Consider the following 14,466-nt stretch of genomic DNA (forward strand, 5'->3'; position numbering starts at 1 on the left):
GAGAGCATGATGATGAATACAATCAAACCCCTGAAGTCTGCTTCATCCCTTTTGATGTTATTGCTGGTGCTGGCTGGCTGTTCAGTCGCACCAACTTATCAGAAAGCGGAAGTGACAACTCCCGCTGCCTATAAAGAAGTGCAAGCAAACAGCAACTGGAAAGAAGCCCAGCCCTCAGAAGAAGTCGCCCGTGGCGACTGGTGGAAAATCTTTGCAGACGATAGCCTGAACGAGATGGAAAGCCAGGCCATGGCAGCCAACCAGAACCTTAAAGCTGCTGCTGCCCGCCTGAAGCAATCCCGCGCCTTGCGGCAGGATGCGCGTGCTGGCCTGTTCCCGCAAGTGAATGCGGGCCTGGGTGCCAGCCGTGGGCGTGCTGCACCGGCGTCCCAGGGTTTGCCTGACAATACCAGGATGCCGACTTCCACGACTTACAATGCTCAGCTTGGCGCCTCGTATGAACTGGATCTGTTTGGTCGCGTGGCTTCCAGCATAGATGCGGCAACGGCAGATACGCAAAAGAACGAAGCCCTGTTCCAGTCCGTGCAACTGGCCTTGCAAGCCGACGTGGCGCAAGCCTACTTTTTGCTGCGTGAACTGGATGCAGAACAGGCTTTATATGCAGCCACGGTAGAACTACGCTCAAAAACCCTGAAGCTGGTGCAAACCCGTTTTAATGAAGGTGACATCAGCGAACTTGATCTGGCACGCGCCAAAGCAGAACTGGCAACGGCACAGTCTGAATCATTAGGCCTGGCACGCAGCCGTGCAGTGGCAGAGCATGCACTGGCAGTCTTGCTGGGCAAGACACCGGCAGAATTCAATTTCTTGCCGCGTCCCTTGTCACGCATTGCTGTCAATATCCCGGCAGGTTTGCCCTCAGATTTGCTGGAACGTCGCCCCGATATTGCCGCAGCAGAACGCAGCATGGCTGCCGCCAATGCCCGCATTGGTGTGGCCCGGTCTGCTTTCTTCCCCAGGCTGGATATCACAGGTTCTGCCGGTTATGAATCTGCCAGCCTGGGTGACTTGCTGAACTGGAGTAGCCGTACTTTTTTGCTGGGGCCTTTGTTGTCCATGCCACTATTTGATGGTGGCCGCCGCCAGGCCAGTGTGGAAAAGGCAGGTGCAGTCTATGAAGAAGATGTGGCCAATTATCGCCAGACCGTGCTGAACGCCTTCAGGGAAGTCGAAGACAACCTGGCTGACTTGCGCATTTTGCGCGACCAGACTCAGGCACAAGACAATGCGGTACAGGCGGCGGAGCGGGCAGCAAAACTCTCGCATGTGCAATACCGCGAAGGATCAGTCAGTTACCTGAATGTGATCGATGCTGACCGCACGGTATTACAGCAACAGCGTATCTCTGCTCAACTGGACGGTGCGCGTGCCAGGTCAGCAGTGAGTTTGATACGTGCCATAGGTGGTGGCTGGGATGCACGTAATTCTGTCCCAGTGGCATCCTCAACACTATAGGAAGTTAATCCCAAGTCAGTCGTGGCAAAAGCCGACTAATAACTTCTACCGCAATTTCCACCCTCCCAGAACAAGTTCTGGTTTTCACAGCGTATTTCTTTCAAGGAGTACGCTGTTTTTTTTCATCATCAATGCAGTGTCGGCACCATGGCATCAACAAGCTCATCCCCAGCAATCAGCGCGTCCTGTTCAGTGAGGTATAAATCCTTGTCCGGATGATGCACCATGATACCGTTGATTTCTACACCCACTGTCCAGCCATTTCCATATTCTACCGTTTCGAGACGGACGGTCGCTCGCAAAATACCTTTTCCTATGCTTTTGACAATAATCACTTTAACCTCCACTTATCTTGTATGCAAACTCATCTTAGGTGCTAGCCTGTATTGCAGCCATCGGACTGTGGTGCTAGCTCTTGTAAGAGAAGTACCTGCTAGTTCTTATATGAATGATATTTTACGAGCGCCACATGTCATTCGCGAGAGCGCTATGGCAGCCATGGCTGCTCCCATCGCCACCGTCACCACCCATTTCAGAATCGCATGAGTAGCGAACCGGAGCAAAAAAAATTTATACTATTTACGCGCAGGTTTAAATCCCAGTTTTTTCATACTGCTCGTTAATAATCTGGCTGAGTCTATATAGTCTTTCCAGGGCTCATTTCCCACATCCAGGCGTTCATGCGCGGTATGCACTGTCCAGTGATTACCGCCCTGCAGTTTGTCCAGCTCTTCCCAGGTAACTGGCACGGATATACCCGTCCCCGGCCTGGCACGTGCGGACCAGGCGCAGGCAGTGGTTGCACCCAGGCCATTGCGCAGATAATCGATGAATATTTTCCCCACACGGTTTTTAGGGCCACTTTTTGCAACAAAGCGCTCGGGGAAGGTATTGGCCATATGGATCACGATGGCTTGAGAAAAATCCTTGACCGTGTCCCAGTCATAGCGTTTCTTGATCGGCACCACGACATGCAAGCCTTTGCCACCGCTGGTTTTTAAAAATGGCAGCAGTTCGAGCTCCACCAGCATGGCCTGCATTAAACTGGCCGCTTCCTGCACTGATTTCCAATCGACACCTTCGCCAGGATCAAGGTCAAACACCATGCGGTCTGGCTTGTCGAATGAAGCCGCAGTAGCATTCATAGTATGCACTTCTATGGTGTTCCACTGGGCTGAGTAAATCAAGCCTTCCGGCTTCTTGATCACCAGCAAACCGGGGTGGCCCGACAGTAAATTATCCTGCGTCTGGCTGACGCCGGGCAGGGCACGTGTATCTGCATGCTTCTGGAAAAATAATTCGCCATTGACACCGGCAGGGGCACGTACCAGTGCCAGTGGCCGGTTTTTCAGGTGTTCCATCATCAAGGGCGCGATCAGTGCGTAGTAACGCACCAGTTGCAGTTTGGTGGTGCCGCTTTCTTCGTCCATGATGCGCTCAGGATGGGTAATCTTGAAATCTGTTGGTAGGCTCTCATGCACATCTGCATTGCTACTTGTCTTCGCTGTCGCTTCTTTATCTGGTTTTGCTGCATTCCTGATTCTTTGCCATTTGCCGGGCCGTGTTTTTTCTGCTGATGCTGCATGTGCAGGATTTACCGCTTGCTCGCGCACGATGGAACTGGCTGGTTTATCTGTCCTCAGACCCTGGAAGACCGAATGCCGTATATGCCCGGCACTGGTCCACTCCCCAAAACTGACTTCGGCAACCAGCTCAGGCCTTACCCAGTGTGATTTGCTGTCTATGCCGGTATCGCCGGCGAACGGACGCTTTTCACTTACCAGTCCATCTAATTGTTTACGCAAGCTTTTGAGGCTTTTGTCATTGAAGCCAGTACCTACATTGCCGGCATAGTGTAGCTTGCCGTCTTTGGCATATACACCGAGCAATAATGAACCTATGCCTATGCGTGAACCTTGCGGTTCGGTAAAACCGCCAATGACAAACTCCTGACGCTGGGCGCACTTCAGCTTGATCCAGTCATCGCTGCGCCTTGATACATAGGTTGATGATTTAAGTTTTCCAATGACGCCTTCCAGGCCCATCTGGCAAGCCGCAGTGACAATCTCGCCAGGATCATGGTCGAATATGCCGCTAAAGCGCACGAGTTCAGACGTTTGTCTTTGCATGATGCGTTCCAGCACCTGACGTCTTTCCCATAAGGGTACATCGCGCAGATCGTAATCTGCACAATAGGGCAAGTCGAAGATAAAATAACTGATGTCCCGGGTATTGTTTTCATCAAAAGCCAGTTGCAGCGCGCCAAAGTCTGGTTTGCCGTCGTCATCAAGTACCACAATTTCACCGTCATACCAGCCATCGGGCAAATCCATGCCTAGCAACTCCTTGTGCAGGCGTTGCAGCTTTGTTGTCCAGTCATTCTGATTGCGCGTGAATAATTGTATAGCGCCGTTTTCTATACGACTTAACAGCCGGTAACCATCAAATTTTATTTCAAACAGCCATTCATCCACATTCGTCGGTGCGCTGCTGACCAGTGTGGCGAGCTGCGGCTTGAACTCCGCCGGTAAGCTGGCTGTTTTAGCCAGTGCAGGGGGCCCGTTGGTGCTGGCTTCTTTTTTTACAGTTTCTGTCTCTGCTGTTCCTGTATTCGATTCATCGTTTTCCATGGCAGGCATACCCAGCGCCTTGACACTCTCTGCCTGTTCATCAACAACACTGAATTCACTGGCAGGGCGGGCAAACGCATCTTTTTCCTTGATCAGCAGCCAGGCTTCCTGCTTGCCTTTGGCATTGCGCATTTTGATCAGTGCCCATTTGCCGCGCAGCTTGTGACCAAACAGCTCAAACTTCAGATTGCCATTGTCATAGCCTTGTCGCGCATCGCCCAGGGGTTTCCAGTAACCCTTGTCCCAGATGATGACCTTGCCCGCACCGTATTGTCTGGCCGGGATAGTGCCTTCAAAAGTGTTATAAGAAATAGGATGATCTTCGACATGCACTGCCATGCGCTTGTCATGTGTGTCAAAACTCGGGCCGCGCGGTATGGCCCAGCTTTTCATGGTGCCATCGAGCTCTATACGAAAGTCATAATGCAGGCTGCTGGCCCAGTGTTTTTGGATAACAAAAGCCCGCGCCTGTTCGTTAGGCGAGCCACCTTCTGCAGGTTCGGATGTGATGGAAAAATCGCGCTTGGACTTGTATTTTTGTAGAGCGTCTGGTTTTGCCATGATGAACTTTCTGCCGTGAAATACGCTTGTACTGATCAAATGTGATAGCGCAAAGCATAAATTCATGGAGACAGATGGGCTATCAGCCAGGTGATTAAAAGCATGTAGGAACAAGCCTAGCTATCCTACATCTGCTTCATTTATCCTCCTACATACAAGGCGAATGGCATTGTCTACTCTGGCACTTCACGACATCTGCTGTTCTGGATGCTTGACATCATTAAATTATTTTTCAGGAGAAATTTATGACAAAACGCATAGGCAACAAAGACGAAGCGCAACACCGTGGCAAACAGGAAAAACGCGACATCAAGCGCACTAATATCGCCGCAGAAGCAGAAAAGAAGCTGGCCGCCAAGGCTAAATACCGTAATGCCGTAAAAGGCCAGCCAGCACCGTAACAGGTACTACGCAGGGTACTGCGCAGGGTGTTGCTGTCAACAACAAACCAAGGAGGCTGACATGGCCGACAATCTGCAAAACCGTGGTCCGCAAGACGCTTCAAGGGTGAACGTGAGTGAACCCTGGGAAGTCGCTTACTGGACCAGGAAATTTGACTGTACCAAAGATGAACTGGTCACTGCCGTGCAAGAAGTGGGTACCAGTGCTGTGGCGGTAGAAAAGCATTTGCAGCATTAGTTTGTAACAATAAATTTAAACAGCCTGGCAGTATCTTTGATACTCGCCAGGTGGTTAAATTTTCACATTGCCTGTTTGCCGGGTATCAGGCGCTGCGTCTTTGTCTGGGAGCAGCAGCCTTGGCTTTGATTGTCGCAGTTTTGCTCGTTTTTGCTACTGGTTTTGCCTTGCTTTTACTGACAGCTGCGGTGGTCTTTTTGCGGATAGAAACCGGTTTGCTGGCCTTGTCAGCTACCGCTTTGGTCGTCCTGGCTGTGGCTGTAGTTTTTGTCGTTTTAGCTGCAGGTTTTTTACCCAGGCTTTGTTGTAGCAAACCGACCAGGTCATACACCTGTGCGCTACGCGGTTTTTCTTCTTTCTCTGCCTCTGGCATGGTGATGGTCTTGGTTTGCCTGGCTTTTACTTTTTTTTTGACCAGTGCCAGTACATCTTCGCGGTAAGTATCATGGTATTGTGCGGGGTTCCATGCTTCTGTCATGCCATCCACCAATGACATGGCCATGGCAATTTCCTTGTCGGAAATGCCTGCAGTCTTTGCACTTTTGGCGGGCAATTTCAATTCATCCGTATCGCGTATTTCATCACTGTAACGCAAGGTATTGAGAACGATCGCACCATCTATGGTTAGCAAGGCGCATAGATGCTGTTTGGTGCGGATCACCACTTCTGCAATTGCCACCTTTTCTGCCTTGCGCAAGGTTTCACGTAACAGGGCATATACCTTGTCGCCGCCTCGGTCAGGCACCAGGAAATACGGCTGTTCATAATAAGTCAGCGGTACTTCACTGGCATCGACAAAAGACTGTATATCAATAGTCTGCGTCGCTTTTACATTGGCCTGTTTCAAATCTTCATCTGACAGCACGACATACTCATCCGGCTTGTATTCATAGCCCTTGACGATGTCTTCCCATTTGACCTCTTTGCCGCTTGCCTTGTTATAGCGACGGAAACCAATAGGAGAAAAATCGCGCTTGTCCAGCATGGTCAGATCAAGTGCATTGTCGGCCACTGCCGAAAAAAGCTCTACCGGTATATGGACCAGACCAAAGCTGATCGCACCTTTCCATATTGCATGTGCCATGTTGACTCCTGCTTGATTATGTTCCTGCCGCGAATAAAATTCTTAGAGTGCAGACTCCATGCTGCGCTGCATTCTGCGCACGGGATGTAAGAAAGACCCGAAAATCTTGTAGGCGTATGCTGCGATAGCAAGGCAAGAATTCAATTACCGATTTTCATGACCCTGTCGTCTGCAATAATAAATATCTGTTCTCCCACTTGCGGGGACATGGAATAGGTACCCGTAAAAGCGCCGAAGGCTGGCAGTATCGTGCGACGCTCACCGACGACAAAGCAGGGCAAGCGCAGTGAATCACGTTTGCCATACAAATGAAAAGACGGGTGTACATGACCGGCCAGTACATAGCCATCGCTTTCGACATCGGGATAATGGCAAAAGGCGAATGGACCACTACGGAAAGGTTCATTGACGATATGAATGCCTAATTCCTGCGGTGGGTCGCCTGCCCGCACATCATGGTTGCCACGTACCAGCGTCATTTCAAGTGCAGGATGGCTAGTGCGCCAGTTGAGCAGGCTTTGCAGCGTGGCTGCTGAAATATCAGGCGCATGCAAAAAATCCCCCAAAAAAATAATGTGCTGGGTAGGGTAGAGCGTCATGAGTTCATCCAGCAATTCAAGATTTTGTGCTGTAGTACCATGCGGCACGGGCACACCCAGGCGGCGGAATGTGGCAGCCTTGCCAAAGTGAATGTCAGCAATGATCAGTGTTGAATTGCTGGGCCAGTACATGGCTTTCTGTGGTAACAGCATGAGCAATTCACCTGCGAGCTCAAGTTCCAGTGCCATCATGATTGCGCCGCCTTTTCAAGCTCACGCACCATACGGGCGATACGGTCCGAAAGTTTTTCTGTACTGAGTTTTTCGCGGAACAGTTCCACCATGAGCGGGAAGGCAAACGGCGTGGGTCTGGCTATTTCACGCAAAACGATTTGTTTTTGCTGTAGCTGCTGCAAGGTCTGGCGCAAACGTGTCAATTCCAGTTCCTGTTCCAGTACTTCACGTTGGGCCTGGGTCAGCAACAGATTGTCAGCATCATGCTTGCGGAATACTTCAAAAAACAAACTCGATGATGCCTGCAACTGGCGGTTGGATTTTGGCTGGCCAGGGTAGCCCTGGAATACCAGCCCGGCGATGCGGGCAATTTCGCGAAAGCGTCGCTGCGACAACTCAGTCGCATTCAGGCTCAGCAAGACATCTTCCAGCAGCATGTCGGTGCTGAACAGGGCTGTCTCTTTGCCTGATCCTGCATGAAACAGTAAAGCCCAGTCTGTCGATTGCGGTGCCAGCAACTCAAAGCCATAATCATTGAAGCCTATGGAAAAAGTATTGGCCTGCTGCTTTGCCATGCGGTAGGCTAATAGCGCGGCCAGGCCTGCATGGACGGCGCGCCCTTCAAACGGATACATGAACAGGTGAAAGCCTTCGCGGCTTTGCATGGTTTCTATCAATAGTATCTCTGGCGTTGGCAGAGCAGACCAACGTTGCTGTATGTCGAGCAAGGGTTTCAGGGCTTTCATTTCAGGGCCATCAAATTCCTGCCTGGCGGCGAGACGCAATTGCTCCAGTGCTGCATGGGCCAGTTCAGAAGACAAAGGCATTTTACCGCCTTGCCAGCGCGGTATGGTTCCCTTTTTACCCACGGCACGTTTGACATAGGCTGTCATTTCATAAACGCGGATAAACTCCAGTATCCGCCCGCCAAACAAAAAGTGATCTCCCTTTTTCAGACGCGAGATAAAGGATTCTTCTATCGTCCCTATACGGCTGCCGCTGATGAATTTAACGCTGATCGATGCTTCAGAAACGATGGTGCCTATGCCCATGCGGTGCCTGCGGCCTATGGCGGGATCTGGCACGCGATAGATACCATCTTCATCTTCCACCACTTTATGGTATTCAGGATAGGCAATCAGGCTTTGGCCGCCGCGGGCGACAAAGTCGAGCACCCATTGCCACTCATCGTGACTCAGATTGCGGTAAGAATATGCCGCCCTGACTTCTGCATAAAGGTCTTGTGAACGAAAGCCGCCACCCAGCGCCACTGTCACCACATGCTGTACGAGCACATCCAGCGGCTTGTCAGGTACCTGGCGGGCTTCTATCTGGCGCAGGGCAACGGCCTGTTTAGCACCTGCAGCTTCCAGCAATTCCAGCGTATGCGTAGGCACCAGTGTCACCCGTGATACACTCCCTGGAGCATGGCCACTGCGCCCGGCTCTTTGCATGAGGCGTGCGACGCCGCGTGCGCTGCCGATTTGTAGTACCCGTTCCACCGGCAAGAAATCCACGCCCAGGTCCAGGCTGGATGTACATACGACGGCTTTCAATTGCCCTGCTTTCAGACCCTGCTCAACCCAGTCCCGCACTTGTTTGTCTAACGAACCATGATGCAGGGCGATGATACCTGCCCAGTCCGGGCGCGCTTCCAGCAGGTTCTGGTACCAGATTTCTGCTTGTGAGCGGGTATTGGTAAAGACCAGGGTACTTTGATGTTTGTCAATTTCTGCGACAACGGCTGGCAACATTTGCAGACCCAGATGACCGGCCCAGGGGAAGCGTGAGGGGTTCGCTGGTATCAGCGTATCGACCTTGATCTTCTTCTGTGTGTGGCCCTGTACCAGCAAGCCATTGCCGACACCCAGCAAGGCATCGCGTGCCTGTTCCAGGTTGCCAAGGGTTGCTGACAAACCCCAGACCAGCAATTGTGGATTCCATGCCTTCAGCCTGGCGATGGCCAGTTGGGTTTGTACGCCGCGCTTGTTACCCATCAGTTCATGCCACTCATCGACGATGATCATGTCAAGCTGGGCAAACTGGGCCTGGGCGTCGTTCTTGCTCAACATCAGCGACAGACTTTCTGGTGTGGTGATCAGGGTCGCAGGCAAGGCCTTGGCCTGACGCGCGCGCTCGGCAGAACCGGTATCACCTGTGCGTGCACCTATACTCCACTGCGGTAATAACTCGTTCATTGGCTCTTGTAAGGCGCGCAAGGTATCTGCTGCCAGCGCCCGCATGGGCGTGATCCACAATACCCTGAGACCTGCTGCGCTTGTTTTATTTGGCTTTCTTTCCATGGCCCGCAACAGCGCAGCAAACCAGACGGCATAGGTTTTACCCGAGCCTGTACTCGCATGCAAAATACCGGATTGTCCGGCATGCGCTGCTTTCCAGACTTCACGCTGGAAGGTGAAAGTTTTCCATCCCTTTGCAGCAAACCAGTCTTTGACTGCCTTAGTTGCCAAGCTCATGCGCATTGCTAGTAGCCAGTAAATTTTTCAAATCGTTCAGGGTATTGGCTTCTTCTATCTGCTTGTCTTCACGTCGCCGCAGTATGCGTGGAAAACGTACTGCAATGCCAGCCTTGTGCCGCGTGGAAAGCGAGATACCTTCAAAACCGATTTCAAACACCATGCTGGGTTTGACGCTGCGTACAGGGCCAAATTTTTCTATGGTGGTCTTGCGGATCACGGCATCAACCTGGGCGATTTCTGCATCCGTCAGGCCGGAATAGGCTTTGGCAAAAGGCACAAGGATGCGTTTGCCGCTGGCATCTTCATCCCACACTGCAAAAGTATAATCGGTATACAGCGATGCACGACGGCCATGGCCGCTCTGGGCGTAGATCAGTACTGCGTCGATGGAATAAGGATCGATCTTCCATTTCCACCAGATGCCTACATCCTTGGTGCGGCCCACGCCATATTGGGCATTGACAGCCTTGAGCATCATGCCCTCGACACCCAGTGCACGGGAGTTCTGGCGTAGCTGGGCCAGGTCCTGCCAGTCTGATTTTTGCAAGACGGGAGAAATCCTGAGCATGGGGTTGTCGATGCTAGCGACCAATTTTTCCAACAAGGCGCGTCGTTCATGCTGTGGCAGATGGCGCAAGTCAGCCTGTTCCAGTTCCAGCAAATCGTAGGCTACCAGTACCGCTGGCAGCTCGGACAAGAGTTTTGCCGTCAGGCTCTTGCGGCCTATGCGTTTTTGTAAATCTGCGAACGGGGCAGGTCGGTCTTCAGTCCACACCAGGATTTCGCCATCAATGGCGGTGCCGTTTGGCAGAGACACGGCGGCTATTTCCGGGAAGCGTTCAGTAATCAAATCTTCACCACGCGACCACAGATATGTCTGGTTGTCACGGCGCAGCAGTTGTGCACGTATGCCATCGTATTTCCATTCTGCCTGCCAGCTAGTGATGTCGCCCAGGGATTCTGGTGCTGCGGACAATTGATGAGCCAGGAAAAACGGGTAGGGCTGACCACCGCGCAAACTGTGTTCCTGGTCTGACTGGGGGGCTATCAACTTCATGAAGCCATCTGCTGTTGGAGCTACACGGCCATCTGTCCAGCCCATGAGTCTTTGGGCAATCAGCTTGTTATCGACTTTGGCGACATCGCCAAGTGCGCGCGTCACCAGCAGTTTCGATACGCCGACACGAAAGCCGCCGCCTATTAGCTTGCCCAGTAAAAAGCGTTCAGGTGTCGTCAGTTCATCCCAAAAAGAAAACAGGGCGCTGCGTATCACCTCTGGTGTTGCGCCACGCAGAGGGGCGATTCTTTCCAGCATCCAGTTTGCCAGGCCAACGTGCGCTTGTCGTACAGGTGGTGGCAGGACATGGGCGATGGTTTCCGACAGGTCGCCTACCGCCTGATAGCATTCTTCAAACAGCCATTCTTCGATGTTGGCATATTCCATGGCAAACTGCCGCAGCAGTTTGCTGGGTACCGCCTGGCGTGGTTTGCCGCCCGCCAGAAAATACACTGCCCATGCCGCATCCTCAGGCGGTGACTGGCTGAAATACGTTTTCAAGGCATCCAGCTTGCGGTTGGTGGATGTAGTTTCATCGAGTTGGGCGTAGAGCTGGGCGAATTCACGCATGATCGCCTTCTTCGGATGTTGATGGTTCTGCTACGGCTGCTGTTGCTGCTATTGCTGTTGTTGCAGCTGCTGTTGCAGAGGCTTCGTCTTCGTCCCCATATTCAGTCTCAAAGCCAGACGCCTGCAAGCCTTGCTGCTGCAAATAACGCACCATGACGGGTATTGATCCATGGGTGACGATAATACGTGAGGCACCTGTCGCATTGATCGCCTGCATCAGACCCGGCCAGTCGGCATGATCAGACAAGACAAAGCCCCTGTCCACGCCACGTCTGCGCCGTGCACCCCGCAACTGCATCCAGCCGCTGGCAAAGGCATCGCTGAAATCGCCAAAGCGTTTTATCCATGGTGAATTGCCGGCAGAAGGCGGGGCGATGACTATGGCTCGTCTGAGTTCATTTTTGTCGCTGACATCGCTGACCATTTTTGTGGTCGGCAAGCGTATGCCCGCTTCGCGGTAAGCATGGTTCAGCGGTTCGACTGCGCCATGGCAGATAATGTTGCCTATGCTGGCATCGAGCCCATGCAAAATGCGCTGTGCCTTGCCGAATGAATATGAAAGCAGCACGCTGGTCCTACCCTGCGCTGCATTATTGCGCCACCACTGGTTGACGTCATCAAAAATACTTTGCTGGGCCTGCCAGCGGTAGATGGGCAGGCCAAAGGTGGATTCAGTAATGAAGGTATGGCAGGCGACGGATTCAAACGGGGCGCAGGTATCATCGGCCTCTACCTTGTAGTCGCCAGAGGCCACCCAGACTTCGCCCTTGTATTCCATCCTGACCTGGGCAGAACCCAGCACATGTCCGGCAGGGTGCAGGGAGATCGTCACGCCATTATGTAAGCGCTGCTCGCCATATTCCAGCCCTTCTATGCTGATATCACCCAGCCTTGATTTCAGCACGCCGACGCCAGGCGCTGCAGTCAGATAGTGTTCATTCCCTATCCTGGCATGGTCAGAGTGTGCATGGGTAATGATGGCGCGCGGCACCGGGCGCCAGGGGTCAATGTAGAAATCACCCGGCACGCAATACAGGCCTTCCTTACGGTTAACAACCAGATCACCCACCAAATTCCCCTTGCATATCCATTCAATTGATAGCCCGCATGCTGACAGGTCATTATAAATTGAATCGATGATGTCAGAGATAAGCGGGTGTCTCTGTTCGACAGCGTACTTTATGGGGGGATGTGATCCTCAAGGTTGATTTATACCCAGAATACCAACACCCGCAACCAGTGCGGCCGCCATGTCAGGGTAAAGGCTGTGCTGATGGCTGCAAACGCCAGCGCCATGATCCATACCAGAGCTGCCATGGATGCATGATCGACTTTCAGGCATAGCAGCAGCGAGACAAACAAGCTTGCCGCACCGAGGCAGCGTAAGCGTATGACCAGTTGCGGTGTCTGGGGAAGAGTACCGCGTACCTGTTCCCAGTGCACTTCCATGGCCAGCGCCAGCCATCCCATGCCCGCTATACTGGCAGCCAGGGCGGCAATCAAGAACAGGGTGTCAGGCATGGGCGGTTTCCTTGTTTGGCGCAGATGCTGTACTGCTTGCCCGTTGTCTCAGGTTATGGGCAGCCAACACTGCCACAGTAGCGCTGGCTAATATGAAGAGATCGACACCGGCTACTGGCCAGTAAGCATTGCCGAGAGTACGCAACAGGTGGTCGCCTGTCGTGATCCAGTTCAGCAAGACAGTTGTCACCGCCATTGCTGCTATTGCCCGGCATTGTTCCTGCCATGCGGGTGAAATGCCAGCTTTGGCGACCGGGGCAGAACGCCAGAATGCATGTGCCATAGCCAATACCCAGCTAGCCCAGAACAGGTATTGCTCAAGATCGCCGCGTGCGGGCCAGCCATTAGGTAGCTGATCCGGCAGCAAGCGGTTGGCTGTCAGCATGCCCAGGGTGGCAAGCAGGGTGCCCGTGACCGTGGTCACTGCCAGCGCATCGACAATGCGCACACCCTGGCTACTCTGTTTGGCATGTTGCAGTTTGCGCTTTTCAACGAAGAAGATAAACCCTGTGGCAATGCAGACGCAGCCTGACAGGCCACCAAATACATACAGCCAGCGTAACAGCCAGTGGCGAAAATGTTGCAGGTGCAGGCCAGTCAGAAATTCATTGACGGTAGCTACTGCAGTTTGCGGCGGATCTTCACGCAAGACTGCACCTGTCGATGCCTTGAAGTGTATGCCTTCGCCAGTGAGGGCAATACGGTCTGTGCCGGCGCGGTAAATGCTGACATAGCCATTGCTGTCACCAACATGCTGTAGCGCCAGGAAGCCGATCTCGCCTGCCATGCCACGGCCGGCCCAGCGGCGTTGCGCCTCGGCCATCATGGCATCTACTGACGCCAGTGGAGTCACAATGCCAGAGCGATGTTGCGGCAGGCCGGTTTCCTGGGCTTCGAGTTTTTCATGCAGTTCATGTAAAGGGGCAAGCTGGGTCTGGGTGACAGGGAAATAGATCCCGGCAAAAATGATCAGGCCTGTCAGGGCAAAGAAAAAATGGAAGGGCAGGGCGACCACACCTGTCAGGTTATGCAAATCCAGTACACGGCGCTGGCCACGTTTTTTGGCGCGGAAAGTAAACAATTCCCTGAATATCTTACGGTGCATGACGATGCCACTGACCAAGGCAATCAGCATCACCATGGCAGAGAACCCGACTATCCAGTAGCCCAGGCTCAGCCAGTTCAGGTGCAGGCTGTAATGCAGCGGGTAAAAAAACTGGCTGCCGATTTTGAGAAGGTCATCTGGCAGCGCATTGCCATTGCGCGGGTCTATGGTGCGCGAACCCCAGACCGCATCTTCAGGGTCTTTGGCATTGGGAATTTCATAGCCAGAGAAAATGCCCAGCACCGGGTCGCGGTGTGTGGTGTAGGCACCCCAGCGGCGTACGGTATCAAAACGCTCAGGCATGGCCCCATTGACGCGGTCGCGCATCGAGTTGACGCTGGCTTGCGTGGGTTGCATGCTTTCAAACACCGGGCGCAGCACCTTGTCAAAAGACGGCATGGGCTGCGGTGCAAAGCGTGATTGCGGAATGGCCCAGCGGTCTATCTCACGGTCAAATACCGACAGGGCACCAAAGAAAAACACCACGATAAGAACAAAGCCTAGCAGCAGACCCAGCCAGGTATGCAGCCAGGCCAGTGCAAGACGGGAATTTTGGAACATGGTGAATTC

12 protein-coding genes are annotated in these 14,466 nt (G+C 52.9%); 3 read left to right on the forward strand and 9 right to left on the reverse strand.

The genetic code is table 11. The features are described 5' to 3' along the window. Positions 1–12: 12 nt before the first annotated feature. A complete protein-coding gene (locus ACO0LN_RS06660) occupies positions 13–1,476 on the forward strand; it encodes an efflux transporter outer membrane subunit (protein WP_422972134.1) in 1,464 nt (487 codons plus the stop codon). 128 nt (positions 1,477–1,604) lie between these two features. Here ACO0LN_RS06660 and ACO0LN_RS06665 read toward each other — a convergent pair whose 3' ends face one another. Together ACO0LN_RS06665 and ligD are read right to left on the reverse strand one after the other, a co-directional pair. Then, entirely contained in the window at positions 1,605–1,811 is a 207-nt protein-coding gene (locus ACO0LN_RS06665) for a hypothetical protein (protein WP_422972136.1), read from the reverse strand. Positions 1,812–2,051: 240 nt separating this feature from the next. After that, positions 2,052–4,667, reverse strand: a complete 2,616-nt coding sequence (gene ligD, locus ACO0LN_RS06670; RefSeq protein WP_422972138.1) for a DNA ligase D — start codon at positions 4,665–4,667, stop codon at positions 2,052–2,054. A gap of 245 nt (positions 4,668–4,912) precedes the next feature. Between ligD and ACO0LN_RS06675 the strand changes: the two genes are divergently transcribed. Continuing rightward, positions 4,913–5,068 (forward strand): hypothetical protein, encoded by a 156-nt coding sequence (locus ACO0LN_RS06675; RefSeq protein ID WP_422972140.1) that lies wholly within the window; start codon positions 4,913–4,915, stop codon positions 5,066–5,068. A 61-nt stretch (positions 5,069–5,129) separates the two neighbouring features. Further along, positions 5,130–5,306 carry a DUF3606 domain-containing protein gene (locus ACO0LN_RS06680; RefSeq protein WP_422950786.1) on the forward strand — a complete coding sequence of 59 codons (177 nt, stop codon included), beginning with the start codon at positions 5,130–5,132 and terminating at the stop codon, positions 5,304–5,306. Positions 5,307–5,391: 85 nt separating this feature from the next. On the opposite strand, the gene ACO0LN_RS06685 is transcribed toward ACO0LN_RS06680, so the two are convergent. From ACO0LN_RS06685 to ACO0LN_RS06715, 7 genes are all read right to left on the reverse strand, one after another. Further along, positions 5,392–6,390 (reverse strand): Ku protein, encoded by a 999-nt coding sequence (locus tag ACO0LN_RS06685; protein WP_422972142.1) that lies wholly within the window; start codon positions 6,388–6,390, stop codon positions 5,392–5,394. Between the two features lie 140 nt (positions 6,391–6,530). Beyond that, complete coding sequence (gene pdeM / locus ACO0LN_RS06690) at positions 6,531–7,181, reverse strand: ligase-associated DNA damage response endonuclease PdeM (RefSeq protein ID WP_422972144.1); 651 nt, start codon at positions 7,179–7,181, stop codon at positions 6,531–6,533. After that, positions 7,178–9,640: a ligase-associated DNA damage response DEXH box helicase gene (locus ACO0LN_RS06695; protein WP_422972146.1), complete on the reverse strand. Its 2,463-nt coding sequence runs from the start codon at positions 9,638–9,640 to the stop codon at positions 7,178–7,180. The genes pdeM and ACO0LN_RS06695 overlap by 4 nt, the downstream gene beginning before the upstream one ends. Continuing rightward, a complete protein-coding gene (locus ACO0LN_RS06700; protein WP_422972148.1) occupies positions 9,624–11,270 on the reverse strand; it encodes an ATP-dependent DNA ligase in 1,647 nt (548 codons plus the stop codon). The genes ACO0LN_RS06695 and ACO0LN_RS06700 overlap by 17 nt, the downstream gene beginning before the upstream one ends. Then, entirely contained in the window at positions 11,263–12,339 is a 1,077-nt protein-coding gene (locus ACO0LN_RS06705) for a ligase-associated DNA damage response exonuclease (protein WP_422972150.1), read from the reverse strand. Before ACO0LN_RS06705 ends, ACO0LN_RS06700 begins: the two co-directional genes overlap by 8 nt. Positions 12,340–12,479: 140 nt before the next feature. After that, entirely contained in the window at positions 12,480–12,791 is a 312-nt protein-coding gene (locus tag ACO0LN_RS06710) for a DUF3325 domain-containing protein (protein WP_422972152.1), read from the reverse strand. Then, positions 12,784–14,457, reverse strand: a complete 1,674-nt coding sequence (locus ACO0LN_RS06715) for a PepSY-associated TM helix domain-containing protein (protein WP_422972154.1) — start codon at positions 14,455–14,457, stop codon at positions 12,784–12,786. Before ACO0LN_RS06715 ends, ACO0LN_RS06710 begins: the two co-directional genes overlap by 8 nt. Between the last annotated feature and the right edge of the window lie 9 nt (positions 14,458–14,466).

Source organism: Undibacterium sp. TC9W (assembly GCF_049339865.1).
In the GTDB taxonomy this organism is placed as follows: Bacteria; Pseudomonadota; Gammaproteobacteria; order Burkholderiales; family Burkholderiaceae_D; genus Undibacterium.

Coding starts and splice junctions, on each gene's coding strand:
- ACO0LN_RS06660 (WP_422972134.1), top strand. CDS start 13: ATGAATACAATCAAACCCCTGAAGTCTGCTTCATCCCTTTTGATGTTA.
- ligD (WP_422972138.1), bottom strand. CDS start 4,667: ATGGCAAAACCAGACGCTCTACAAAAATACAAGTCCAAGCGCGATTTT.
- ACO0LN_RS06675 (WP_422972140.1), top strand. CDS start 4,913: ATGACAAAACGCATAGGCAACAAAGACGAAGCGCAACACCGTGGCAAA.
- ACO0LN_RS06680 (WP_422950786.1), top strand. CDS start 5,130: ATGGCCGACAATCTGCAAAACCGTGGTCCGCAAGACGCTTCAAGGGTG.
- ACO0LN_RS06685 (WP_422972142.1), bottom strand. CDS start 6,390: ATGGCACATGCAATATGGAAAGGTGCGATCAGCTTTGGTCTGGTCCAT.
- pdeM (WP_422972144.1), bottom strand. CDS start 7,181: ATGATGGCACTGGAACTTGAGCTCGCAGGTGAATTGCTCATGCTGTTA.
- ACO0LN_RS06695 (WP_422972146.1), bottom strand. CDS start 9,640: ATGAGCTTGGCAACTAAGGCAGTCAAAGACTGGTTTGCTGCAAAGGGA.
- ACO0LN_RS06700 (WP_422972148.1), bottom strand. CDS start 11,270: ATGCGTGAATTCGCCCAGCTCTACGCCCAACTCGATGAAACTACATCC.
- ACO0LN_RS06710 (WP_422972152.1), bottom strand. CDS start 12,791: ATGCCTGACACCCTGTTCTTGATTGCCGCCCTGGCTGCCAGTATAGCG.
- ACO0LN_RS06715 (WP_422972154.1), bottom strand. CDS start 14,457: ATGTTCCAAAATTCCCGTCTTGCACTGGCCTGGCTGCATACCTGGCTG.